The sequence below is a fragment of the Bacillus sp. SH5-2 genome (assembly GCF_008368905.1).
In the GTDB taxonomy this organism is placed as follows: Bacteria; Bacillota; Bacilli; order Bacillales; family Bacillaceae_G; genus Bacillus_A; species Bacillus_A luti.
This window is the reverse complement of record NZ_QOSD01000020.1, coordinates 384,465-407,340: the sequence shown is the minus strand read 5'-3', so window position 1 is coordinate 407,340 and position 22,876 is coordinate 384,465. Positions and strand designations below refer to the sequence as shown.

The window sequence follows — 22,876 nt, the reverse complement described above, 5'->3', positions numbered from 1 at the left end:
GCGTGAAGTTCTTCACTTTCCACATTATATTATACTTAGAAAGCTTCACTTTATTTTTATCCATCATACCTTATTTTTTAACAAATGATAAGTTTTCTGATCAATTTGTTTCACAAAAATAGTATAGCATACCTCTTACTTTTCTAACAACTTAATTGTATATCACATTTAATTAAATGTGATATATTTTTATACATAAAAACGAAATAATGCATCATATTAAAAGTTACTAACAAATAAAAAACACATCGCGCTCTAAAGCACAATGTGTTTTTTATTTTACAACTACAAGATGTGGTCCACCTTGTTCTTTTTCTTTCATTAACTCATTCTGTTGTTTCTCTTGTCGTTTTACATGACTAGCAACATTGAGTAATATCCCCATCGCAAGTAAATTTGCTAATAAGGAACTTCCGCCATAACTAATAAACGGTAGAGGTACTCCAGTAAGCGGTATTAATCCAGACATACCGCCGACATTAACAAAAGTTTGTATTCCAATCAAACTTGCGATACCGATTGCAATTAAACTTCCAAATGGATCTTTACACTTTTGCGCCACTCTAAATGAACGAATTATTATGAGTAATAAACAGATTAAAATGATAGCTACACCTATAAAACCTAGTTCTTCAGATATAATCGCCATAATAAAATCGGTTTGAGGCTCTGGTAAGTATCCATACTTTTGCACACTATTCCCTAACCCTCTCCCATTTAATCCACCTGAAGCAATTCCAATAAATGAATTTACTAATTGAAATCCATCATTTTGAGGATCGTTAAACGGATCGAGAAAAACTGAAAAGCGAGCTTTTTGGTACGGACTTAACTTATAATTTCCAATAAAATATAACGCAGGTATCCATATTATAGACGTTAACAAGAATCTTTTTATCCACAAGTTAACATTAACTCCTGAACAAAAGAACATAATCAGTATAGTTCCACATATTAGTATATCGGTCCCTAAGTCATTTTGAAGTAAAATGATTACTATTGCTCCACCGACAAAACCTAGTGGGGGAATAATCCCTTGAAAAAAAGGCGTTTGCATCTCTTGCTTCTTCGCAAAAAAGTTTGCTAGCGTAATAATAACCGCTATTTTCACAAACTCAGCTGGCTGTATGCCTAATATCCATCCTTTTGCGCCATTAATGTCCTTACCGAAAATCAAGGCTGCTAATAATAAAACAATACTCCCCATTCCCATCGCAATCAAAACTATTCGTTTTCTCCAAATTGTATAGGGAATGGAAACGATAATCGCTAACATTACCGTTCCAATAGCAAGAGCAAATAATTGTTTTTTAAAAAAGTAATCTGCCGGCCAGTTATATCTTGACGAAATCGCAACAATGGAACTCGAACTATATACCATTATAACTCCCAGCACACATAAGATAACAAGAGGAAGTAACAATGAATAATCCATTGATTTCCATACTTTTTTCATTTCATTTCCTCTCTCTGTTTCAATTTAATTATTGTTGTATTCCATATGTATATAGGTTCTTCCTGCTTTATTATACAAATAAAAAGCTCAAACTAATTTAGTTTGAGCCCCCTTATTTGAACCCGTTATTGTTGTTTGTTTGTAAATGCTTCATGAAGTGCAGATAACTCACGTTCGAGCTCACCTAACATTGCTTTCCCTTGTTCTTCTGCAATAAGACCAAGGCGAACTGCAAAATCGACCTCGCGGGATAGTCCAAACATTTGTGTGTCTAACACTTCTTCATATAATGGACATTGCGGCATTGTAAGATGGTCCATTTGCACCTTAATAAGTCTTAAAATCTTCTCTGCATCCGCTTGTAGAAGGGCTAGTGCCTTTTCCTGATGATTTGCTACTGTCTCAGACGCCAAATTGATTCCCTCCGTTTCCGTCCTACTCTCCTCTATCCTATCTATTAATATTAGCGATAGTTTTAATAAATTGCAATAGAAACATTTTTTGTGACAACAGTGTCTAATACTATTATACTGAAAAGTGGGAGTATAACACAAATGGGGGAACAACAATGAGCGAAATTTTATTTATTAATGGAAAAGTACGTTTTCCAATCACTATTGATCCAACTGTTTGGATTTTTGATGATCGAAAAGTAGATTTGACAACTTACTTTGATGAAACTAGAGAAGAGTCATCTGAATTAGAAACATACTTAAAACATACTTCAGAGCATTGGGATCGTGAAATCCGTAATGGTGCTGCCTTCCCGCCGATACAACAAAGTGTAAAGAAATATAAAAAAGAACAGCTTATTACTGGAACATTCGGTATACCTTTTCATCCATTCCTTACTAACGCTGAAATGCTAGAGGACGCTATGCAAGTTGAAATTGAAACAGTAGATACTACGATTACACTTCCGTTAGAAACAGTCGAAAAGGCCATCCTTGGTTTTTCAAAAGAAGGAAAACCATTAAATGAGGACGGACCTGTACATCTATATTTCAACGATGGATCAAACAGACACAATCCAATCCGCAATATCCGTAAATTTACGATTATTTAAATTGTATAAAAAGGAGTGAGCCTTAGCTCACTCCTTTTTATAATAAATCCGCTGCTAATTGGGCTAAATTAGAACGCTCCCCTTTAACAAACTTTACATGACCACTAATACGTTGCTCTTTAAATTTCTCCACAACGTATGTTAAACCGTTATTGTATTCATCTAAATACGGATGATCGATTTGCTGAGGATCTCCCATTAATACGATTTTACTTTTCTCTCCTACCCTCGTTAATATCGTCTTCACTTCATGCTTCGTTAAATTTTGAGCCTCATCAATAATAATGAATTGGTCTGGAATACTTCTGCCGCGTATATAAGTAAGGGCTTCTACTTCAATCGAACCCATTCCAGCTAAAATAGCATCTAATTCCCCTGGTTTTTTCGTATTAAATAAATACTCTAGATTATCAAAAATCGGCTGCATCCATGGTCTTAACTTTTCTTCTTTTTCTCCTGGTAAATAACCGATATCTTTTCCGACTGGAACAATTGGTCTTGCAACAAGTAATTTTTTGTATAACCCTAAATCTTCCGTTTGCATTAATCCCGAAGCTAACGCAAGTAACGTTTTTCCTGTACCAGCTTTCCCTGTTAACGTTACAAGTGGAATATCTTCGCGAAGCAACAATTCTAATCCCATTATTTGTTGCACGTTTCGTGGTCGTATTCCCCATACTTGTTCATTGTGAAAAATAAGTTTCTTCACCTTCTTACCTAAGTGATCCACAATTCCAAGTGCAGAACTAGACCCCCCTAGTGCATCTTTCATTACTACAAACTGATTTGGATAAAAAGGATGATTTGCAATTTCAGATAAAGGTAATTCCCCTTTTTCATAAAAATAATCCAATTGTTCTTTTGATATATATCCTTCTAAAAATCCTGAGTATATATTATCCACTTCAATTACGCGATCACTTAAATAATCTTCAGCCTTCAATCCAATTGCATCAGCTTTTACCCTGACGAGCACATCTTTACTTACTAAAATAACAGACTTCCCGTCCTCTTTTTCTTGTTCTTCTAAAGATAGATTTTTTGCTACTGCCAAAATTCGATTATCATTTGTTTTTTCTACAAAAATATCTTGGAGTTGAACAAATGAACGATGATTTAATTCAATACGAAATGTACCGCCGTTTTCTAGCGGAATACTTTCATGCAGCTTTCCTATTTCGCGAAATTTATCTATTAACTTAGATACATAACGAGCATTTCGTCCTACTTCATCCATATAACGTTTCTTCGAATCAACCTCTTCTAATACAACTGCTGGAATCACTACTTCATTGGTTGCAAATGAAAAAATAGATAAAGGATCCTGCAAAAGTACATTCGTATCTAACACATAAATTTTATCCAACCCGTTACCCCCTGACTCCACTTTTAAATTTGTAGAACAAGGGTTTCATCCATAAAATATGGACGAACCATTGTTATAATTATATGTACCGTATAAACGAGGTAGAATCGAAAATGATAGCAATTAAACCTTTTCTTTATTTTTTATTCATTTCTATTCAATATATTACTTTTAATTTTAATTATTAGCGTTAAATCACAATAACCGATTCCAAAAATTAACGAATTCTCTTCTTATTCATCTCATTTATAATTCTTTCATCCCTATCAACACTTGGTTATCCAGTTTTTTTGCTGCCCGAAGATCGTATGTTTTTTCATATGTTGGTTCAATTGCAAGTTTTGCTCCATAAAACATAACATCACGTACTTCTTGCACATTTACTTCTATTACAGTTAATTTTAGAGGCATGCCTTCCATTCTATCTGTCAAAATTTCACCTGCACCACTTATGGAAAATACGGATCCATTCGCCATTATAGTCAATACCACTCCTGTATTGTGCCTTATATTTTCCACAATACGCGAACGTTGATCTACAGCAAATCGAATACTAGTTTCACTCACTGCATACACCCAAGAAATAGCACTTACGTTAGGAACTTGTTTTTCGAAATCTGTTGTTGCTACCATAACAATACATTCTTTACGTAATGTTTGTACTAAATCATCTGTTAATGTAGGCTCTACTACATTCGCCATATTTCCACCTCCAAATATACTTAATATATCCTTATCATAACTTATTTTTCGAATTGCGAAAATATTATTTTTTCCTGCTATTATTCAAAAATATTACACTTCCATGATATACTTATACTGATAGAATCCGTATTGAGGTGACGAAATGAGAGTCAAATGTATGATTTGTGATAAAAAAGATATGTTAGACGATGAAAATCCTATGGCAAAAAAGCTGCGTAATCGCCCTATTCATACATATATGTGCATGGAATGTTCGGAACGAATTGCAGAACGTACGATGGAACGTCATGCAAGTGGTAATTTCCGACTATACCGTGATAAAAAAGTAGAAGACGATTGGTAAAATATAAATAAGTCCTTAATCACATGGATAAGGACTTATTTATATTTTTCAGGTTCACGATTCATCTGATCCAGAAAACAATCAATAGCTTCTAACGGAAATCTCGCAGATTTTCTTTCCTCATTCAATTCATATGTAATCAAATACATTTCCTCGTTCTTCTGAACTGCTACATTCCTTAATTTATATTCTTCATATATCATATTTTGAAATAACAAGTACGTTTCTTCTGCAGCACGATCATCTGGACGTGCTTCCGCAACTGTTTTAATCGTTAACCAATTATATAATGCATCTTGTACTGAACGCATGAAATCTCTCCCTTCTCATCCTGCTTTTTGTTGTTTCGCTTGGCGTAAACGTAGCCTATAAATCCCAAGTACCATTGCCGCCACAACAAGCCCCTCGCCAACAGGTAAAAAAACTGCAAAGAAAGTTAAAACCGTACATCCAATCGCTAATGAAATATATATCACTATATTTTTTATTAGCGATAATTTTCTTGCAAATCCTAAATTATACACAAGTGCACTTAATATAATAATAATGCCATACAATAACCACATCCCTATTTCTGGATTTTCATCAACTTTACACAATTTCGCAAAAAATGACATTCTTTCTAACACTATTTCTCACTCCTTCTCAAAAAAAATCATTTATGTACTTAATACAAGAGTAACCCGCGAAAAAAATACTGTCCATAGAAAAGAGTAAATATTCTAAAAAATAAGTATAAAAAAACAGCTACCTTTATTAAAGGTAGCTGTTCTAATATTTTACACTTACGCTTCTACAGATTTCTTTTTCTTAGCAGCTCTTTCACGTTCGCTCTTATCAAGAATCTTTTTACGTAAACGAATTGATTCTGGAGTTACTTCACAGAACTCGTCATCGTTTAAGTACTCTAATGACTCTTCTAAAGTCATTAAGCGTGGTTTTTTCATTGTTGAAGTTTGATCTTTCGTCGCAGAACGAATGTTAGTTTGTTGTTTCATTTTCACAACGTTAACTGTTAAGTCATTCTCACGAGTGTGTTCTCCAACAATCATACCAGCATATACTTCTGTACCTGGTTCAACGAAGATTACACCACGGTCTTCAACTTGCATAATACCGTATTGTGATGCTTTTCCTGTTTCAAGTGAAACTAGAACACCTTGGCGACGTCCACCAACTTGCCCAGCGTGTACTGGTTGGTAAGAATCGAATGTGTGGTTTAAAATACCATAACCACGAGTTAATGTTAGGAATTCTGTAGTATAACCAATTAAACCACGTGCTGGAACCATGAAAGTAAGGCGAACTTGACCGTTTCCATTATTCACCATATCTAACATTTCACCTTTACGTGCACCCATTGATTCCATAATAGAACCAGTGTATTCTTCAGGTACATCGATTTGTACGCGCTCTACAGGCTCACATCTTACGCCATCAACCTCTTTAATAATTACTTCTGGCTTAGATACTTGTAATTCATAACCTTCACGACGCATGTTTTCGATTAAGATAGATAAATGTAATTCTCCGCGTCCAGATACAATCCATGCATCAGGAGAATCTGTATTGTCTACACGTAAACTTACATCTGTTTCTAATTGTGAACGAAGACGCTCTTCAATTTTACGAGATGTAATGAATTTACCTTCACGACCTGCAAATGGGCTGTTATTTACAAGGAATGTCATTTGTAATGTTGGCTCATCAATACGTAATAATGGTAAAGCCTCTTCATGCTCAACCGGACATACCGTTTCACCTACGTTAATGTCTTCCATACCTGAAACAGCTACTAAATCTCCAGCTTTTGCTTCTTCAATTTCCTGACGTTTTAATCCAATGTAACCAAATAATTTCGTTACACGGAATTGTTTTACGCTTCCGTCAACCTTCATTAACGCAACTTGTTGTCCAACTTTCATTGTACCGCGGAATACACGTCCAACCCCGATACGACCAACATAGTCATTGTAATCAAGAAGTGCTACTTGGAATTGAAGTGGCTCTTCGCTATTATCAACTGGTGCTGGAATATGTTCAATAATTGTATCAAACAATGATTTCATATTCTCTTCTTGATTTGCTGGATTTGAATCTAAGCTTGCTGTTCCGTTCATTGCTGATGCAAATACTACTGGGAACTCTAATTGATCTTCGTTTGCACCAAGTTCGATGAATAAGTCGACTACTTCATCAACTACTTCATCAGGGCGAGCGAAGTCACGGTCAATTTTGTTTACAACAACGATTGGAGTTAAGTTTTGCTCAAGAGCTTTCTTTAATACAAATCGTGTTTGCGGCATACAACCTTCATATGCATCAACAACAAGTAAAACACCATCAACCATTTTCATGATACGCTCTACTTCTCCACCGAAGTCAGCATGACCAGGTGTATCTAAAATGTTAATTCTTTTATCTTCATAGTGAATCGCAGTATTTTTCGCTAAAATTGTAATACCACGTTCTCTTTCTAGATCGTTTGAGTCCATTGCGCGTTCTTCAATATGTTCATTCGCACGGAACGTCCCCGCTTGACGTAATAACTGGTCAACAAGTGTTGTTTTACCATGGTCAACGTGGGCAATAATTGCTATGTTTCGTAAATCTTGTCGTTTTTTCAACATGTCCAACTCCTAATGTCTTTTTAATCCTTCTCTATTATAAGAGCGAAGGGGATACAATGGCAATCAAAATAAAATCAAGAATGAAAATATAGTTGTATTCTTACTTTTGTGAAAGTAAAATGAGATTGGAGGGTGAAGAAATGGAACACATTCAATATCGCTTTTTATTAACCGCAATTATCGGTGTTATTTTCTTAATCGGTATCGGTATTATGATTGCTGAAAATAGTCCCATCGGTATTATTATTTGCATTATCGGCACATTTGTTACAGTTGGATACGGTTTTGTAACAAAAAGAAAAATGCGTAAATCGCAATAACGTTAAAAAGTAAGAAGCTTCTTTCATAGCCTCTTACTTTTTTTGTTATTGCGATACGAATGGTAATATTTCTTCATATACCCTTGGTTTTCCAACTAACACACTGCTCTTCTCTACGATTGAAAGTGGATTTCCGGAGAATGTTGTCACCTTTCCTCCAACTTCCTCTACTATTATTTGTCCCCCGCCAAAATCCCATGGTGATAATCTCGGCGTTATATATGCGTCTATTCTTCCCGTTGCAACGTATACCATTTCTAATGCTGCACAACCATATGACCTCGTGCCTCTCGCTTTCTTAACAAGCGTCATCATTTTTTCCACATTAAGCAATGGGTTGTCGGTAAGCCAAATTGCATTTAGAGCGATGATTCCTTGTTCTACTTTACCTTCTTCCAACATGGGAATAGATACATCATTACAAAAAGCCCCTTCCCCCTGTACAGCATGATATAACTCATCATGAACTGGATCATAGATTAGGCCAATTTTTCCGATACCGTTCTCATAGATCCCAATTGAGATTGCGAAATTTCTTTTTTGATGAACAAAGTTCATCGTGCCATCAATTGGATCAATTAACCAAACAACCCCATCAGATGAAATAACCTCATCTCCGTAACCTTCTTCACCTAAAATATAATGTTCCGGGTATGTTTCTTTAATTTTCCCAATTAAATACTGCTCCGTTTCTCGATCCATATTCGTTACTAAATCCGCTGCATTTGATTTTGTTTCTATAATAAGTGCTTTTTTCATCGATAACATTAAACGCTCTCCTGCGTCTCGTATCCATTGTTTCGCGTGTGTATCAATGTCTTTCCATACCTCGTGCATGTTTAAACACTCCGATCTTTACTGTTCACAGAAAAAACGAACCCTTTATAAGGTTCGCACCAACTAATTTTTTATACATATACTATTATTACGCTTCTAAACGAATCATTTCAAGTCTTAACACTTCTAACTTTTGTACACACTCTTCTTTTTTCTGATTATCGTCTTCCATCATCGCATCATATAAAGTTGCTAATTCATAATCTAGCTCCAAACGTAGCACCGGAATTCTCTTTTCAGCATCTGTTCTCTTTAACGCATTAATCACCTGTCTCATATTATTTGCCTCCTCCCAATATTCGTTTGCCCTCGGACTAGAATTAATTCAATTTTCTGATTTTTTGTTTTATACTATACTATGTTGGATAAATCATCTATGCAACAAAATTATATTTTTTATTTAAATTTTTTTGTGCTGTTTTTTTTATGAATAGTACAAGCTATGCTAAAATAAAAGCAAAATAGGAGTTGGAGGAACAATCATGACACTACAAACATTCAAGTCAACTGATTTTGAGGTCTTTACAGTTGATGGTCTCGAAGAACGAATGAGTGCAATTAAAACGAATATTCATCCTAAGCTAGAAGCTTTAGGGGAACAGTTTGCAGAGTATTTATCCAAACAAACTGATGAAAACTTTTTCTATCATGTAGCAAAACACGCACGTCGTAAAGTCAATCCACCAAATGATACTTGGGTTGCTTTTTCAACAAATAAACGCGGATATAAAATGTTACCACATTTCCAAATTGGATTATGGGGTACTCATGCCTTCATATACTTTGGTTTAATCTATGAGTGTCCACAAAAAGTGGAGACGGCTCACGCCTTCTTAGAACATTTAAATGATTTAAAAACAAATATTCCAAATAATTTCGTATGGTCCATTGACCATACTAAACCGAGTGTAAAATTGCATAAAACACTCGAAACAGAAGACTTACAAAAGATGATTGAACGTTTAGCTACTGTGAAAAAAGCAGAATTATTAGTTGGTATTCATATATCACCAGAGGAGTTTTCAGCAATGACCAACGAACAATTCCTTGCTAAGATTGAATCTACGATGCAATCACTCCTTCCTTTATATGCACTTTGTAATCGATAGTAGAAAACGGACAATTTATATTGTCCGTTTTTAGTTGTTATCACATTATATCACTTCAGTTTTTATTTTTCAAAATATTTTTTACATTTTCACAAGCTTTTGTTCTTCGACTTCTTTAGCCCTTTGAATGGCACGATATATAGAATATCCACTTACTTCTTGAAACTCTTTATCGATTTTCTTTTCTTCTGCTTTCGATGGAACAATCTCTTTAAAACGACGATACAATCCCATTAATTCCTCTCTCATAATTCCTTTTTCATATGCTTTCTCAATTGCTTCATAGAACTTCACAATTGCAACCATTTCCTCATTTGACCAATCATAATCTAACGGATATTGATATTCCATTTTGCACCTCATTTATCATTTCTTCTTATTTCAATGTGCTATCTTGAAGAGATTTTTTTCTTCTTCCCTATAGACACTTTGCATTATACACTATTTATTCATTTCAATGGAATTGTCTTCCTCTATTCATTCATTGAACCTAACTTTTAAACATACTCACCTTAAAAATATTTTTTTCTATACATCTATAATTATTGGTGATATAATGCTTTTGTTTTATAGAAAATAAAGTGAACCTACCATCTCAATAATGCTTTTTGGAATGGCAGAAAAACAAGCCTCATTCTGAAAAAGGATTTAACTTTTTTAGAGAAGGATTATATAAAACAAATTATAATAAATATTATGAAGAAGAAGGGGTGTATAGATTGTCCCAATACGAAACACCATTGTTTACCGCTTTAGTTGAGCACAGTAAGCGAAATCCAATTCAATTCCATATTCCTGGTCATAAAAAAGGGCAAGGCATGGATCCTACATTTCGCGAATTTATTGGGCATAATGCATTAGCAATTGATTTAATTAACATTGCGCCGCTCGATGATTTACATCATCCAAAAGGTATGATTAAAGAAGCACAGGATTTAGCCGCCGATGCATTTGGTGCAGATCATACTTTCTTTTCTATTCAAGGTACAAGTGGCGCAATTATGACAATGGTGATGAGCGTTTGCGGTCCTGGTGACAAAATCCTAGTACCACGGAACGTGCATAAATCAGTAATGTCAGCGATTATTTTCTCAGGTGCAAAACCGATTTTCATGCATCCTGAGATCGATCCAAAACTTGGAATTTCACACGGAATCACAATTCAATCTGTCAAAAAGGCGCTTGAAGAGCACTCAGATGCAAAAGGCTTACTTGTTATTAATCCAACATACTTCGGCTTTGCTGCAGACTTAGAACAGATTGTACAATTAGCACATTCATACGATATCCCTGTACTAGTCGATGAAGCTCATGGTGTTCATATTCATTTTCATGATGAATTGCCAATGTCAGCGATGCAAGCCGGTGCAGACATGGCAGCAACAAGTGTCCACAAATTAGGAGGTTCTTTAACTCAAAGTTCTATTCTTAATGTGAAGGAAGGCCTTGTGAACGTAAAACATGTTCAATCTATTATTAGCATGCTTACGACTACATCAACTTCTTACATTTTATTAGCATCACTTGATGTTGCTAGAAAACGTCTTGCTACAGAAGGAAAAGCGCTCATAGAACAAACAATACAATTAGCTGAACATGTTCGTGATGCTATAAATGCTATTGAGCATCTTTACTGTCCTGGAAAAGAAATGTTAGGTACAGACGCTACTTTTAACTATGATCCTACAAAGATAATTGTATCTGTAAAAGATTTAGGTATTACCGGCCATCAGGCTGAAGTATGGCTTAGAGAGCACTATAACATTGAAGTAGAACTCTCAGATTTATACAACATACTATGCCTTATCACTTTTGGAGATACAGAAAGTGATACAAATACACTTATTACAGCATTACAAGATTTAGCAGCAACATTTAGTAATAGGGCAGATAAAGGTGTTCAAGTACAAGTAGAAATTCCGGAAATACCGGTGCTAGCACTTTCTCCTCGAGATGCTTTTTATTCAGAAACAGAAGTCATTCCATTTGAAAATGCAGCGGGTCGTATTATTGCTGATTTTGTTATGGTTTATCCACCAGGGATTCCAATCTTTACTCCGGGAGAAATTATTACACAAGATAACTTAGAGTATATTCGTAAAAATTTAGAAGCAGGTTTACCTGTACAAGGTCCTGAAGATATGACATTACAAACATTACGTGTCATTAAAGAGTACAAGCCTATCATTTGATAGGCTTTTCTTTCACCTTTTTTTCTTTTTTTCATACGATATTAAAGAATTTGACACTCCCACCCTTCCTGGGGCAGGCTGACTAACGTTAGTGGGATTCTTACTACCAAAGGCGATATCCATTTCTAGTATCGCTGACGCGCAAGATTGCGGTGTGCTATCACTACTTTCACGACAGGCCTTATAGGTTCGTGAGCTACTGTTCTATCACCATACCGTACAGATTCATGTTCAGGTGTTTTAGCGTCTTGTTCTTGGCGACATATCATATCATTTTACCAATAGCGTGAATCCGACTATCGAGCTCCCTACGATATCTTTTTTCAAAGAACATATTGACGTTTTAAAGAGTTGTACTTGTCTATAGTTAATATGTACCGAATATATAAATGTTTTTCTATGAACAAGCGATACTTTCATCCTATACCAAAAGGCGGACTAAAGTCCTATATGGAGCTTTCCTGTATCGCGAAATCTGTAACATATAGGTGGAGATACCATTATGATTGTAATAGGCCGTTCTATTGTACACCCTTATATCACAAATGAATATGAGCCATTTGCAGCTGAGAAGCAACAAATTTTATCCATAATGGCGGGAAATCAAGAAGTTTATTCCTTCCGAACAGCTGATGAACTCAGCTTTGATCTAAATTTGCGCGTTAATATTATTACCTCTGCATTAGAATTGTTTCAAAGTGGATTTCAGTTTCGTACGTTTCAACAATCCTTTTGCAACCCCCAGTTTTGGAAAAGAACATCACTAGGAGGATTCCAGATTCTCCCAAACATTCCACCTTCTATTGCTATACAAGATATTTTCAAAAACGGTAAACTATATGGAACTGAATGTGCAACCGCTATGATAATTATTTTTTACAAAGCTTTACTATCATTATATGAGGAAGAAACTTTCAACCACCTATTTGCTGACCTTTTACTTTATACGTGGGACTACGATCAAGATTTAAAGCTCATAACAAAAACAGGGGGTGATCTTGTCCCAGGCGATCTCGTTTATTTTAAAAATCCACAAGTGAATCCATCTACAATCGAGTGGCAAGGAGAAAACACAATCTATCTAGGAAATTTCTTTTTTTACGGACATGGCGTAGGTGTAAAAACAAAAGAAGAAATTATCTACTCATTAAACGAACGACGAGTCCCTTACGCTTTTATTTCAGCTTTTTTGACTGATACGATTACTCGTATTGATAGCCGTCTAATGAGTCACTACGCTTCTCCAAACACACCACAAACAGCCATAGGATTTATTCCAATTAGAGATGATGCCATCGTTGCAACAGTTGGCCATACAACTACAATTTATTAAAAAGAGCGCCTACATATGTAGGCGCTCTTTCTTATTATTAAGCTTTTTTATGTTCTTTATGGTTACACTCGCAATGAGATCCACATTTCCCATATAATACTGTTGATTTTTCATCTTCAAAATGTGCGATTGTTCCTTCACATACTTGGCATACGATTGTTCCCATTTTTCATTTCCCCCTGAGTTTTAATAGTAATCTACTTATTTATCATTAAGCTTTCGCATTATCTCTACTAGCACAGTCACAATTTGTACCACATTTCCCATAAAGTACTGTCGTTTTCTCATCTTCAAAATGCGCGATTGTTCCTTCGCATACTTGACATACGATTGTTCCCATTTTTCATTTCCCCCTAAGTTTATGGTCCTAAAAACTTTTAGCTGTCCATTTCCTATCAATTATTGGGCTTTTGTATGCTCTGTGTGATCACATCCGCAAGATCCACATTTCCCGTAAAGTACCGTTACTTTCTCATCCTCAAAGTGTGCAATTGTACCTTCACAATCTTGACATACGATTGTTCCCATTTTCCATTTCCCCCTAAGTTTATAATCCCAAAAACTTTTTGTAACCGCTTAACTTTCTGTCTTTATTTTAATATGTTATACTTTTTGCGTCAATAGGTTTTTAGTATAACACATTAAATATTTTTAAATTTAATTAGTATGCGATATTCACGCAAAAAAACAGCCATAACCATACGTACGACTGTTTCTCGTTAATTATTCTTCATACTCCGCATGTAAAGAAGTAGACGGAACAAGAAATTTGAAAAATTGAGCTAACTCCATCGCTTCCTCTTCCGACCCTAACTTGAAAATTTCCTGCACATATTGAACATTCTCCACATCATCTTGTCCAAGCAAAGTAGACCTTCCCGTCTGCATACAAACAATGAGTGGCTTCCCAAAAAACATATTTGTATAAATAACACCAAAATCATAACGCGTATCATGTGTCATAAACCCCAAAAATCGTACCTTCACACTTTCATGCTCATCATACAATTTTTCAAACATCGGTTTCCACCTTTCTAGATCACCTTTCCTACTCATACTATATTAAACAAAAAAAGTAATACTCCTTTTAATTGTCAAAAAATTCAGTAGGATGTAGAATGATAGTATTCTACTAAATTAGGGGGAACTTATATGCAACATGCCTTTATTACGCTTGTACCTAATTCCAATCAGCAATCTGTTTCAATAGAGGATGTAAAACACCTTTTTGACAACTATAAAACCGTCACTTCCAGAACTGGCGATCAAATTAATTATGCTTATACAAATACAGCTTTTCCTTATGAAATATTGGATACATCAACGACAACGTTAAAACTCCAATCAAGTCACGATCGATATGATTCGATTTATGTAGGAATTGGAATAGAAAAAGGGCAGTCTTTCATTCAAATTTCTTTACCTACTACAGCAACATTTGGCGATAAAGGTAAAGCAAATGAATTTAGTCGTTTTCTAGCGAAGAAATTAGAAGGAGAGTTACAATTATTTAATGGAAGAACAATGTATTTCTATAAACGTTAATTTAAAAACAAAAATAAATGATTAAAAAAACCATACTATTTGTGCAAGTAAGAAATATCGCTTTTCTCCTTGCACTTAGTATGAAATACGCTATCACATACGCTAAGTAAACAAATATAAAAAAAAGAAAAATTTTATAATGAAGTTTATCACGACTTGACAATAATAACACTGCTGAAAATCCACTCCATAAAACTAGATGCAAAAATGAAACTAGCGTAGTTTTCATAGCGTTACCTCCTCATATATCCCTTCTATTATATAATTCAACCTGATCCTCTCTATATTTCAAAATACGCTTCTATATGTATCAATTATTTAAAACTTTTATTCTCTATTCTTCTAGTATTTTTTAAGCTCATAACTATTTATATGCAAAACAAACTGCATGTTGTCATTATTAAAGATTCTTATGTAAATGCAACTTATCCTTTATTCTCACAAGAATTCAAGCAAACACTTTTATTAATCTACGTCTTGCAGAAATTAATAACCTTATAAAGGGTCTTAAAGAACTACATGCCGCTATTGTTCTATTTCGTTGTAATAATAACACCAGTGCAAGTAAAGAAATATATCCATTTAAAATGGCAAATAAAAAAAGCGTCTCTATAATTTAAGAGACGCTTTTTTTCATTATTTATTTTACAATGTGAATTGGCATTCCAAGAGCAACTTCAGCTGCTTCCATTGTGATTTCACCTAATGTTGGGTGAGCATGGATTGTTTGAGCGATATCTTCTGCTGTCATTCCAGCTTCGATAGCTAAACCAATCTCAGAGATAATATCAGAAGCACCTGCACCTGCAACTTGAGCACCTACAAGAAGACCATCTTCTTTACGTGTTACAAGTTGTAGGAAACCATCAGTGCTGTTTAATGATAACGCACGACCGTTTGCAGCGAATGGGAACTTAGATACAGCTACAGTCATTCCAGCTTCTTCTGCTTGTTTCTTAGTGTAACCAACAGATGCTAATTCTGGATCAGTGAAGCATACTGCAGGAATTCCGATATAATCGATTGCTGATGCATGGCCACTAATTGCTTCAACAGCTACTTTACCTTCGTAAGAAGCTTTGTGAGCTAATGGTGGTCCAGGAACGATATCACCGATTGCATAGATGTTTGGTACGTTTGTACGACATTGCTCATCGATTTCGATGATGCCGCGGTCAGTCATTTTAACTCCAACTTGCTCAAGACCGATTTCTTGAGTGTTTGGACGACGACCTACAGTTACTAATACGTAATCTGCTTCTACAGTTTGGATTTCACCGTTAACTTCGAAGCTAACTTTTACGCCAGTTTCTGTTTCTTCAACGCCTTTAGCCATAGCTTTTGTATGGATATTTACGTTACCTTTTTTCTGTAGAGCACGTTTAACAACAGAGCTCATAGCTTTTTCAAAACCAGCTAAGATTTCGTCGCCAGCTTCTACTACAGTAACTTCTGTACCGAAGTTAGCATATGCAGTACCTAATTCCATACCGATGTAACCGCCGCCGATTACAACAAGTTTTTTAGGAATTTCAGGTAAGCTTAAAGCGCCTGTAGAGTTGATAACACGTTTAGAGTATTTGAATCCTGGAATTTCGATTGGTGTAGAACCAGTTGCAAGAACAGCATTTTTAAACGTGTAAGTTTGAGCTGCATCTTCAGTCATTACGCGTAAAGTGTTAGCATCTACGAAGTAAGCTTCACCGCGAATGATTTCAACTTTGTTACCTTTAAGAAGGCCTTCAACACCGCCAGTTAATTTTTTAACTACGCCGTTTTTCCATTCTTGAACTTTTGTAAAGTCAACTTTTACGTTCTCTGCAGTGATACCCATGTCATCAGAATGCATTGCATTCTCATAACGATGACCTGCATTGATTAACGCTTTTGAAGGAATACATCCAACGTTTAAGCATACGCCACCAAGGTTAGCTTTTTCGATGATTGCTACCTTTTGACCTAATTGTGCTGCACGAATTGCCGCAACGTATCCACCAGGACCTGCACCAACAACGACTGTATCTAATTCAATTGGGAAATCTCCTACTACCATTGTTATTACGCCTCCATTACTAATAATTGTGGGTCATTCAATAGACGTTTAATTTGGTTTAATGCTTTTTGAGCAGTTGCGCCGTCAATTAAACGATGGTCAAAGCTTAGAGATAATGCTAATACTGGAGCTGCAACGATCTCACCGTTTTTCACAACTGGTTTTTCAGCGATACGGCCGATACCAAGGATTGCTACTTCTGGGTGGTTGATAACTGGAGTGAACCATTGTCCACCTGCAGAACCAATGTTTGTAATTGTGCAAGAAGCACCTTTCATTTCAGCAGGAGCTAGACGACCTTCACGTGCTTTACCAGCAAGATCATTGATCTCGTTAGAAATAGTGAAGATAGACTTGCGATCTGTATCTTTAACAACTGGTACTAATAGACCTTTGTCTGTATCAGCTGCGATACCGATGTTGAAGTAATGTTTATGAACGATTTCTTGAGAAGCATCGTCTAAAGCAGTATTCAACATTGGGAATTCACGTAATGCAGATGTTAAAGCTTTAACAACGTATGGAAGGTAAGTTAATTTAATACCTTTGTCAGCTGCAACAGCTTTGAACTTCTTACGGTGAGCAACAAGTTCTGTTACATCTACTTCATCCATTAATGTTACGTGAGGAGCTGTATGCTTAGAGTTAACCATTGCTTTCGCAATCGCTTTACGGATACCACTCATTTTCTCACGAGTTTCTGGATATTCACCAGCTGGGATTGGTTGTGCTTTTGGTGCTTCTTCTTTCGCTGCTGCTGGAGTAGCTTCTACTGCTGCCGGAGCTTCAGTTGCTGCTACTGCTTGTCCACCATTTGCAAATGCATCGATGTCAGCTTTCACAACGCGGCCGTTCTTACCAGAACCAGCTACTTTATGAATGTCTACACCTTTTTCACGAGCATATTTACGAACAGATGGCATAGCGATTACACGCTCATTTACTACTTCTGCAGTTGCTGCTGGAGTAGCTTCCGCTGCTGGAGCTTCTACTGCTGCTTCTTCAGCTTTTGGAGCTGCATCATGATCGTCACCTTTAAATTTAAGGTTTTCGTATCCAGGAGCATCAAATTTAATTAATGTATCTCCTACAATTGCAACTGTTCCTTCTTCTACAAGTACTTCAAGTACTTTACCTTTAACAGGAGAAGGGATTTCTACTACTGCTTTATCATTTTGTACTTCAAGAAGTACGTCGTCTTCGTTTACTTCGTCGCCTGGCTTAATAAACCATTTTACGATTTCACCTTCGTGGATACCTTCACCGATATCTGGTAGTTTAAATTCAAATGCCACGGAATTCAGCCCCCTGATTCATTTCATTATTATGGAATATGGCAAAAGAAATCAGCATGCGCTGATTTCTTTTGCACATGAATAAGTAAAAATTAGAAGTTCATTACTTTGTTAACAGCTTCAACAATATCTTTATGGTTTGGTAACCATACGCTCTCAGCTTGAGAGAATGGGAATACTGTATCAGCAGCTGCAACACGTACAACTGGAGCTTCTAAGTTTAAGATTGCACGGTCGTTAATTTCCGCTACAACGTTAGCTGCAATACCAGCTTGTTTTTGTGCTTCTTGAACTACAACTACGCGACCTGTTTTTTCAACAGAAGCGATAATTGTTTCAATATCTAATGGTTGAACTGTACGTAAGTCAACAACCTCTAAAGAGATACCTTCTTTTTCAAGTTCTTCAGCAGCTTTTAATGCAGCGTGAACCATAGCACCGTAAGCGATAACAGATACGTCTGTACCTTCACGTTTGATATCAGCTTTGCCTAAATCAATTGTGTAGTCACCTTCTGGTACATCTTGACGGAATGAACGGTACAATTTCATATGCTCTAAGTAGATAACTGGATCGTTGTCACGAATCGCAGAGATTAAAAGACCTTTTGCATCGTATGGAGTAGATGGAATAACAACTTTTAGACCAGGTTGTTGAGCCACTAATCCTTCTAAGCTATCAGCATGTAGTTCAGGAGTATGAACACCGCCACCGAATGGAGAACGAACTGTTACTGGAGCAGTCCAACGTCCACCAGAACGGTAACGCATACGAGCTAATTGACCAGAAATTGAATCCATTACTTCATAAACGAAACCGAAGAATTGGATTTCTGGAACTGGACGGAATCCTTCTAATGCAAGTCCAACTGCAAGTCCACCAATACCAGACTCTGCAAGTGGAGTATCCATTACACGGTCTTCACCGAATTCAGCTTGTAAACCTTCAGTAGCACGGAATACACCGCCGTTTACACCAACGTCTTCACCAAACACAAGTACGTTAGGATCATTTTTCATTTCAACACGTAAAGCATCAGTGATTGCTTGAATCATTGTCATTTGAGCCATGGCTTACTTCGACTCCTTTTCTTTGTAAATTTCATATTGTTCAGCTAAGTTGTAAGGCATTTTTTCGTACATGATTTCCATTAAATCAGTAACTTTTTGTTTTGGAGCTTGGTCAGCCTTAGCGATTGCTTGTTTGATATCTTCTTTCGCTTCTTCGATTACTTTCTCTTCAACTTCTTGAGACCATAGGCCTTTGTTTTCTAAGAAAGCACGGAAACGTACGATTGGATCTTTTTGTTCCCATTCGTTTTCGATATCTTTTGTACGGTAACGAGTTGGGTCATCACCAGCCATTGTATGTGGACCGTAACGGAATGTTAAAGTCTCAATTAAAGTAGGACCTTCGCCATTTACTGCGCGCTCACGAGCGAAAGCAGTTGCTGCGTATACAGCTAATGGATCCATACCGTCTACTTGAATTCCGTAAATACCTGCTGCTACTGCTTTTTGAGCTACAGTTTTAGCTGCAGATTGCTTTTCTACTGGAGTAGAGATTGCATAACGGTTGTTTTGTACAACGAAGATTGCTGGAGCTTTGAATGCACCCGCAAAGTTCATACCTTCGTAGAAGTCACCTTGTGAAGCACCACCGTCACCAGTGTAAGTAATTGCAACAGATTTTTTACCACGTAGTTTCATACCTAACGCAACACCAGCAGTTTGGATGATTTGCGCACCGATAATGATTTGTGGAGCAAGTGCATTTACATTCTCAGGCATTTGGTTACCCATGAAATGTCCACGAGAGAATAAGAATGCTTGGTATAATGGTAAACCGTGCCATACTAATTGTGGCACATCACGATATCCTGGTAAGATGAAATCTTCTGCTTCAAGTGCGAAATGACTTGCTAACTGAGAAGCCTCTTGTCCAGCTGTTGGTGCGTAGAAACCTAAACGTCCTTGACGGTTTAAAGAAATAGAACGTTGATCTAGTACGCGAGTATACACCATACGGCGCATTAATTCTTTTAATTGATCATCAGATAATTCAGGCATAGCTGCTTCATTCACAACTTCGCCTTTTTCATTTAAAATTTGTAATGTTTCAAATTGAGCTGCGATAGCTTTCATTTGCTCATCAACATTAAATAGGGTCTTTTTTGTTTTAGTACCCATTCCGTTCACCTCTTCCTCTCTTGAACCATATTCTGAAACGCTTTCACTAGCTGTTAGCTAAAACGAAAACGCAACAATGTAAACCAACAAATTTATCTGTCGGTTGAGAATAATTTTGTGTACCTAACAATCTGTACTAATGTTTTTTCAGAAACATATTAATACAATCTTGATCACGTTTTTTAGTTTACAACTATTCTAATTACGATGTCAATTACTTTGAATACGTTTTTTTATAAATAATCTGCAGGTTTCTTTTCCACAAACATGTTTTTATTTTTCGCATCTGTATTAGTAAGCATTAACCTACTGTTATATTATTCCCTTTTTAACTTGTTTTTTCTCTTAGAATAATATGTAAACGATTTAATTCTCTTTAGTTTTTCTCTCTTCTTAGCAAAAATATACAAACTCTTCTTCCTTTTATAGGTAATTACCCATACATTTCTACTCTTCCCTCCATACATTATAGTAACCGCAATATTAGCGGGAAATGATAAAGGAGGTCATCTCATGTACGGATACTCATATTGCTATCCAACTTGTTCATATCCTTCCTACGGTTATGGCGGTTCTTGTGGCGGGTCTGGACGCGGCTTCGCCTTAATCGTTGTGTTGTTTATTCTTTTAATTATCGTTGGTGCTGCTTGCATTCGCTAATGTAAAATGGAACAACTATGGAAAGAAACAGACGGCTCTGCCGTCTGTTTCTTTTTATTCCTACATAACCAATCTATAGTAAAATACTTTCCAAAGCGCTTCCCCTTACTTGCCGATGACTTTTTCCATCTCCTTTGGTAGACTAGAGGAGAAAGGAGAGATTACATATGCTTACAATGAAAGATGTAATTCGCGAAGGAGATCCTATTTTGCGAAACGTTGCAGAAGAGGTAGTAATACCAGCGAGCGAAGAAGATACAAATACCCTTAAAGAAATGATTGAATTTGTAATAAATAGCCAAGATCCTGAAATGGCTGAAAAATATAGTTTACGCCCTGGAATCGGATTAGCGGCTCCGCAAATCGGTATTTCAAAGAAAATGATTGCAGTTCATGTAACAGATACGGACGGTACGTTATATAGCCATGCATTATTTAACCCAAAAATCATTAGTCATTCTGTTGAACGTACATATTTACCAAATGGGGAAGGCTGTCTTTCTGTAGACCGCGACGTACCAGGCTATGTCCCTCGTTACACAAGAATTACAGTGAAAGCAACATCTATTAACGGAGAAGAAGTTAAATTACGTTTAAAAGGGTTGCCAGCAATCGTATTCCAGCATGAAATCGATCATTTAAATGGGGTTATGTTCTATGACCATATCAATAAAGAGAATCCATTTTCCGCTCCCGATGATTCTAAACCTTTGGAGCGATGATAATAAGATGAAACTTTAATCAGATGGAGATGTCCATTTGATTATTAGCCCACACCAATCGGGCTTTTATGGGCAGTTAATCTCCCACCTACTTTCTCGCATGTGCCGAATTTTTAGGTGGGAGTCTTTCTGGCCGCAAATAGCAGATAAAAAGGCGGAAGTTAAACTTCCGCCTTTTTATTGTATGAAATGGGTTCCATATTCACTTATAGCAATTCAGCCCATTTTAATCCATGATATATACCGTCTTCACTAACATCCTTTGTCACATAATTTGCAAGTTTTTTCAAATCTTCGTGACCATTTCCCATCACAATGCCTGTCCCAACTGCTTCAATCATTTCCAAATCATTTAAACCATCTCCAAATGCATACACTTGTTCACGGTTAAACCCTAATTTCTCAATGAATTTCTCAATCCCTTTTGCCTTAGAACCACCATTTGGAATAATATCCATTGAATACGCATGCCAACGAATAAAATGAAAATCTGGGTACTCATTAATAAACTTTTCCTCTTCATTTACTTCGCAGAAAAGAAGTGTTTGATAAATATTACGTTTCTCATAAAAATCAGGTTCATATGCTGGATGCTCAAAATTTAAGCTTCCGAACCCTTCTTTCACATAATCATGATATTCCACTGACGCTCTCATATCTTGATGATCAAGATATACGAGTGGATACCCTTCTTGTTTTGCAAACTGAGTGAACTTATGCAACGCAGCTGAATGTAACGGATTATTAAATATTACTTCATCTTCAAATACAACATACTGACCATTAAAACTAACATAATTATGTATATTCAGTTCCTTACGAATATCTTCAAACATAAATGGCGCACGCCCTGTTGCAATTGCTACATGCACACCTTTTTCTTGTAACTGTCTTACAGCATCTCGCGTAGACTGCGGTATTTTTTTATCATGATCTAATAATGTTCCATCAATATCAAAAAAGACAATTTTATCATTCATTTGTCAAAATCCTTTCTAGCACTCTATACTCCTATTTTGATTATCACTTTTCAAATTCCAAAAAAAAGTATAACA

29 protein-coding genes are annotated in these 22,876 nt (G+C 36.1%); 9 read left to right on the top strand and 20 right to left on the bottom strand.

Features of this window, described 5'->3' with window-relative positions; translation table 11 throughout:
* Window positions 1–274: 274 nt before the first annotated feature.
* Together ftsW and DN410_RS17345 are read right to left on the bottom strand one after the other, a co-directional pair.
* The gene (gene ftsW / locus DN410_RS17350; protein ID WP_149177399.1) at window positions 275–1,456 is read right to left on the bottom strand and encodes a putative lipid II flippase FtsW; all 1,182 of its coding nucleotides are present in this window, start codon (window positions 1,454–1,456) and stop codon (window positions 275–277) included.
* A 125-nt stretch (window positions 1,457–1,581) separates the two neighbouring features.
* Window positions 1,582–1,869: an Fpa/YlaN family protein gene (locus DN410_RS17345; protein WP_000135694.1), complete on the bottom strand. Its 288-nt coding sequence runs from the start codon at window positions 1,867–1,869 to the stop codon at window positions 1,582–1,584.
* Window positions 1,870–2,024: 155 nt separating this feature from the next.
* On the opposite strand from DN410_RS17345, the gene DN410_RS17340 reads away from it, so the two are divergent.
* On the top strand, window positions 2,025–2,522 hold the full coding sequence (locus DN410_RS17340) for a peptidyl-prolyl cis-trans isomerase (RefSeq protein ID WP_149177398.1): 498 nt from the start codon (window positions 2,025–2,027) through the stop codon (window positions 2,520–2,522).
* Between the two features lie 37 nt (window positions 2,523–2,559).
* Here the strand turns inward: DN410_RS17340 and DN410_RS17335 are convergent, their stop codons facing one another.
* A complete protein-coding gene (locus tag DN410_RS17335) occupies window positions 2,560–3,888 on the bottom strand; it encodes a PhoH family protein (protein ID WP_000358078.1) in 1,329 nt (442 codons plus the stop codon).
* A 246-nt stretch (window positions 3,889–4,134) separates the two neighbouring features.
* Window positions 4,135–4,590 (bottom strand): pyridoxamine 5'-phosphate oxidase family protein, encoded by a 456-nt coding sequence (locus tag DN410_RS17330; RefSeq protein WP_149177397.1) that lies wholly within the window; start codon window positions 4,588–4,590, stop codon window positions 4,135–4,137.
* Between the two features lie 145 nt (window positions 4,591–4,735).
* Between DN410_RS17330 and DN410_RS17325 the strand changes: the two genes are divergently transcribed.
* Window positions 4,736–4,936: a YlaI family protein gene (locus DN410_RS17325; RefSeq protein ID WP_001995040.1), complete on the top strand. Its 201-nt coding sequence runs from the start codon at window positions 4,736–4,738 to the stop codon at window positions 4,934–4,936.
* A 35-nt stretch (window positions 4,937–4,971) separates the two neighbouring features.
* Here the strand turns inward: DN410_RS17325 and DN410_RS17320 are convergent, their stop codons facing one another.
* The 3 genes from DN410_RS17320 to typA form a co-directional block, all read right to left on the bottom strand.
* Window positions 4,972–5,247: a hypothetical protein gene (locus DN410_RS17320; RefSeq protein ID WP_001258131.1), complete on the bottom strand. Its 276-nt coding sequence runs from the start codon at window positions 5,245–5,247 to the stop codon at window positions 4,972–4,974.
* Window positions 5,248–5,262: 15 nt separating this feature from the next.
* Window positions 5,263–5,565 carry a YlaH-like family protein gene (locus DN410_RS17315; protein ID WP_149177396.1) on the bottom strand — a complete coding sequence of 101 codons (303 nt, stop codon included), beginning with the start codon at window positions 5,563–5,565 and terminating at the stop codon, window positions 5,263–5,265.
* A 156-nt stretch (window positions 5,566–5,721) separates the two neighbouring features.
* A complete protein-coding gene (gene typA / locus DN410_RS17310) occupies window positions 5,722–7,566 on the bottom strand; it encodes a translational GTPase TypA (protein ID WP_149177395.1) in 1,845 nt (614 codons plus the stop codon).
* 140 nt (window positions 7,567–7,706) lie between these two features.
* Here typA and DN410_RS17305 point away from each other — a divergent pair, with 140 nt between their 5' ends.
* Complete coding sequence (locus tag DN410_RS17305) at window positions 7,707–7,886, top strand: DUF5325 family protein (RefSeq protein ID WP_000400127.1); 180 nt, start codon at window positions 7,707–7,709, stop codon at window positions 7,884–7,886.
* A 45-nt stretch (window positions 7,887–7,931) separates the two neighbouring features.
* On the opposite strand, the gene DN410_RS17300 is transcribed toward DN410_RS17305, so the two are convergent.
* Entirely contained in the window at window positions 7,932–8,723 is a 792-nt protein-coding gene (locus DN410_RS17300) for an inositol monophosphatase family protein (protein ID WP_149177394.1), read from the bottom strand.
* A gap of 88 nt (window positions 8,724–8,811) precedes the next feature.
* Window positions 8,812–9,000: a hypothetical protein gene (locus DN410_RS17295; RefSeq protein WP_001250165.1), complete on the bottom strand. Its 189-nt coding sequence runs from the start codon at window positions 8,998–9,000 to the stop codon at window positions 8,812–8,814.
* A gap of 205 nt (window positions 9,001–9,205) precedes the next feature.
* Here DN410_RS17295 and DN410_RS17290 point away from each other — a divergent pair, with 205 nt between their 5' ends.
* The gene (locus tag DN410_RS17290) at window positions 9,206–9,832 is read left to right on the top strand and encodes a YktB family protein (protein ID WP_000175086.1); all 627 of its coding nucleotides are present in this window, start codon (window positions 9,206–9,208) and stop codon (window positions 9,830–9,832) included.
* Between the two features lie 81 nt (window positions 9,833–9,913).
* Here the strand turns inward: DN410_RS17290 and DN410_RS17285 are convergent, their stop codons facing one another.
* Window positions 9,914–10,183 (bottom strand): UPF0223 family protein, encoded by a 270-nt coding sequence (locus tag DN410_RS17285; protein ID WP_000456542.1) that lies wholly within the window; start codon window positions 10,181–10,183, stop codon window positions 9,914–9,916.
* Window positions 10,184–10,551: 368 nt separating this feature from the next.
* Between DN410_RS17285 and speA the strand changes: the two genes are divergently transcribed.
* Both speA and DN410_RS17275 read left to right on the top strand, forming a co-directional pair.
* Window positions 10,552–12,024, top strand: a complete 1,473-nt coding sequence (gene speA / locus DN410_RS17280) for an arginine decarboxylase (RefSeq protein ID WP_149177393.1) — start codon at window positions 10,552–10,554, stop codon at window positions 12,022–12,024.
* 502 nt (window positions 12,025–12,526) lie between these two features.
* Window positions 12,527–13,357, top strand: coding sequence for a protein-glutamine gamma-glutamyltransferase (locus tag DN410_RS17275; protein WP_149177392.1), 831 nt, complete (start codon window positions 12,527–12,529; stop codon window positions 13,355–13,357).
* Window positions 13,358–13,394: 37 nt separating this feature from the next.
* Here DN410_RS17275 and DN410_RS17270 read toward each other — a convergent pair whose 3' ends face one another.
* The 4 genes from DN410_RS17270 to DN410_RS17255 all read right to left on the bottom strand — a co-directional run bounded on the left by DN410_RS17270 (window position 13,395) and on the right by DN410_RS17255 (window position 14,377).
* Window positions 13,395–13,523 (bottom strand): GapA-binding peptide SR1P, encoded by a 129-nt coding sequence (locus tag DN410_RS17270; RefSeq protein WP_000536786.1) that lies wholly within the window; start codon window positions 13,521–13,523, stop codon window positions 13,395–13,397.
* Window positions 13,524–13,568: 45 nt separating this feature from the next.
* A complete protein-coding gene (locus DN410_RS17265; protein ID WP_000536789.1) occupies window positions 13,569–13,697 on the bottom strand; it encodes a GapA-binding peptide SR1P in 129 nt (42 codons plus the stop codon).
* A gap of 59 nt (window positions 13,698–13,756) precedes the next feature.
* Complete coding sequence (locus DN410_RS17260; protein ID WP_000536778.1) at window positions 13,757–13,885, bottom strand: GapA-binding peptide SR1P; 129 nt, start codon at window positions 13,883–13,885, stop codon at window positions 13,757–13,759.
* A 195-nt stretch (window positions 13,886–14,080) separates the two neighbouring features.
* Window positions 14,081–14,377 (bottom strand): DUF3055 domain-containing protein, encoded by a 297-nt coding sequence (locus tag DN410_RS17255; protein WP_149177391.1) that lies wholly within the window; start codon window positions 14,375–14,377, stop codon window positions 14,081–14,083.
* Window positions 14,378–14,509: 132 nt separating this feature from the next.
* On the opposite strand from DN410_RS17255, the gene DN410_RS17250 reads away from it, so the two are divergent.
* Window positions 14,510–14,902, top strand: coding sequence for a DUF1885 family protein (locus DN410_RS17250; RefSeq protein ID WP_149177390.1), 393 nt, complete (start codon window positions 14,510–14,512; stop codon window positions 14,900–14,902).
* A gap of 1 nt (window position 14,903) precedes the next feature.
* Here DN410_RS17250 and DN410_RS17245 read toward each other — a convergent pair whose 3' ends face one another.
* The 5 genes from DN410_RS17245 to pdhA form a co-directional block, all read right to left on the bottom strand.
* Window positions 14,904–15,131 (bottom strand): hypothetical protein, encoded by a 228-nt coding sequence (locus DN410_RS17245; protein ID WP_149177389.1) that lies wholly within the window; start codon window positions 15,129–15,131, stop codon window positions 14,904–14,906.
* Between the two features lie 411 nt (window positions 15,132–15,542).
* Window positions 15,543–16,955 (bottom strand): dihydrolipoyl dehydrogenase, encoded by a 1,413-nt coding sequence (lpdA, locus tag DN410_RS17240; protein WP_149177388.1) that lies wholly within the window; start codon window positions 16,953–16,955, stop codon window positions 15,543–15,545.
* A 5-nt stretch (window positions 16,956–16,960) separates the two neighbouring features.
* Complete coding sequence (gene pdhC, locus DN410_RS17235; protein ID WP_149177387.1) at window positions 16,961–18,250, bottom strand: pyruvate dehydrogenase complex dihydrolipoyllysine-residue acetyltransferase; 1,290 nt, start codon at window positions 18,248–18,250, stop codon at window positions 16,961–16,963.
* Window positions 18,251–18,342: 92 nt separating this feature from the next.
* A complete protein-coding gene (gene pdhB, locus DN410_RS17230) occupies window positions 18,343–19,320 on the bottom strand; it encodes a pyruvate dehydrogenase complex E1 component subunit beta (protein WP_000068165.1) in 978 nt (325 codons plus the stop codon).
* A 3-nt stretch (window positions 19,321–19,323) separates the two neighbouring features.
* On the bottom strand, window positions 19,324–20,439 hold the full coding sequence (gene pdhA / locus DN410_RS17225) for a pyruvate dehydrogenase E1 component subunit alpha (RefSeq protein WP_000536893.1): 1,116 nt from the start codon (window positions 20,437–20,439) through the stop codon (window positions 19,324–19,326).
* Between the two features lie 513 nt (window positions 20,440–20,952).
* On the opposite strand from pdhA, the gene DN410_RS17220 reads away from it, so the two are divergent.
* Together DN410_RS17220 and def are read left to right on the top strand one after the other, a co-directional pair.
* Window positions 20,953–21,099 carry a YjcZ family sporulation protein gene (locus tag DN410_RS17220; protein ID WP_000274562.1) on the top strand — a complete coding sequence of 49 codons (147 nt, stop codon included), beginning with the start codon at window positions 20,953–20,955 and terminating at the stop codon, window positions 21,097–21,099.
* Between the two features lie 167 nt (window positions 21,100–21,266).
* Window positions 21,267–21,821 carry a peptide deformylase gene (gene def / locus DN410_RS17215; RefSeq protein ID WP_149177386.1) on the top strand — a complete coding sequence of 185 codons (555 nt, stop codon included), beginning with the start codon at window positions 21,267–21,269 and terminating at the stop codon, window positions 21,819–21,821.
* 206 nt (window positions 21,822–22,027) lie between these two features.
* Here the strand turns inward: def and DN410_RS17210 are convergent, their stop codons facing one another.
* Window positions 22,028–22,801, bottom strand: coding sequence for a Cof-type HAD-IIB family hydrolase (locus tag DN410_RS17210; protein WP_149177385.1), 774 nt, complete (start codon window positions 22,799–22,801; stop codon window positions 22,028–22,030).
* Window positions 22,802–22,876: the final 75 nt, after the last annotated feature.

Bases quoted from the DNA above. Each gene is read 5' to 3' on its own strand.
- DN410_RS17270 (WP_000536786.1), bottom strand. From the start codon at position 13,523: ATGGGAACAATCGTATGCCAAGTATGTGAAGGAACAATCGCACATTTT.
- DN410_RS17210 (WP_149177385.1), bottom strand. From the start codon at position 22,801: ATGAATGATAAAATTGTCTTTTTTGATATTGATGGAACATTATTAGAT.
- DN410_RS17275 (WP_149177392.1), top strand. From the start codon at position 12,527: ATGATTGTAATAGGCCGTTCTATTGTACACCCTTATATCACAAATGAA.
- DN410_RS17305 (WP_000400127.1), top strand. From the start codon at position 7,707: ATGGAACACATTCAATATCGCTTTTTATTAACCGCAATTATCGGTGTT.
- DN410_RS17255 (WP_149177391.1), bottom strand. From the start codon at position 14,377: ATGTTTGAAAAATTGTATGATGAGCATGAAAGTGTGAAGGTACGATTT.
- DN410_RS17290 (WP_000175086.1), top strand. From the start codon at position 9,206: ATGACACTACAAACATTCAAGTCAACTGATTTTGAGGTCTTTACAGTT.
- DN410_RS17325 (WP_001995040.1), top strand. From the start codon at position 4,736: ATGAGAGTCAAATGTATGATTTGTGATAAAAAAGATATGTTAGACGAT.
- DN410_RS17320 (WP_001258131.1), bottom strand. From the start codon at position 5,247: ATGCGTTCAGTACAAGATGCATTATATAATTGGTTAACGATTAAAACA.
- lpdA (WP_149177388.1), bottom strand. From the start codon at position 16,955: ATGGTAGTAGGAGATTTCCCAATTGAATTAGATACAGTCGTTGTTGGT.
- DN410_RS17295 (WP_001250165.1), bottom strand. From the start codon at position 9,000: ATGAGACAGGTGATTAATGCGTTAAAGAGAACAGATGCTGAAAAGAGA.
- ftsW (WP_149177399.1), bottom strand. From the start codon at position 1,456: ATGAAAAAAGTATGGAAATCAATGGATTATTCATTGTTACTTCCTCTT.
- DN410_RS17285 (WP_000456542.1), bottom strand. From the start codon at position 10,183: ATGGAATATCAATATCCGTTAGATTATGATTGGTCAAATGAGGAAATG.
- DN410_RS17220 (WP_000274562.1), top strand. From the start codon at position 20,953: ATGTACGGATACTCATATTGCTATCCAACTTGTTCATATCCTTCCTAC.
- DN410_RS17250 (WP_149177390.1), top strand. From the start codon at position 14,510: ATGCAACATGCCTTTATTACGCTTGTACCTAATTCCAATCAGCAATCT.
- DN410_RS17300 (WP_149177394.1), bottom strand. From the start codon at position 8,723: ATGCACGAGGTATGGAAAGACATTGATACACACGCGAAACAATGGATA.
- pdhA (WP_000536893.1), bottom strand. From the start codon at position 20,439: ATGGGTACTAAAACAAAAAAGACCCTATTTAATGTTGATGAGCAAATG.
- DN410_RS17245 (WP_149177389.1), bottom strand. From the start codon at position 15,131: ATGAAAACTACGCTAGTTTCATTTTTGCATCTAGTTTTATGGAGTGGA.
- DN410_RS17260 (WP_000536778.1), bottom strand. From the start codon at position 13,885: ATGGGAACAATCGTATGTCAAGATTGTGAAGGTACAATTGCACACTTT.
- DN410_RS17340 (WP_149177398.1), top strand. From the start codon at position 2,025: ATGAGCGAAATTTTATTTATTAATGGAAAAGTACGTTTTCCAATCACT.
- pdhB (WP_000068165.1), bottom strand. From the start codon at position 19,320: ATGGCTCAAATGACAATGATTCAAGCAATCACTGATGCTTTACGTGTT.
- DN410_RS17330 (WP_149177397.1), bottom strand. From the start codon at position 4,590: ATGGCGAATGTAGTAGAGCCTACATTAACAGATGATTTAGTACAAACA.
- def (WP_149177386.1), top strand. From the start codon at position 21,267: ATGCTTACAATGAAAGATGTAATTCGCGAAGGAGATCCTATTTTGCGA.
- typA (WP_149177395.1), bottom strand. From the start codon at position 7,566: ATGTTGAAAAAACGACAAGATTTACGAAACATAGCAATTATTGCCCAC.
- DN410_RS17265 (WP_000536789.1), bottom strand. From the start codon at position 13,697: ATGGGAACAATCGTATGTCAAGTATGCGAAGGAACAATCGCGCATTTT.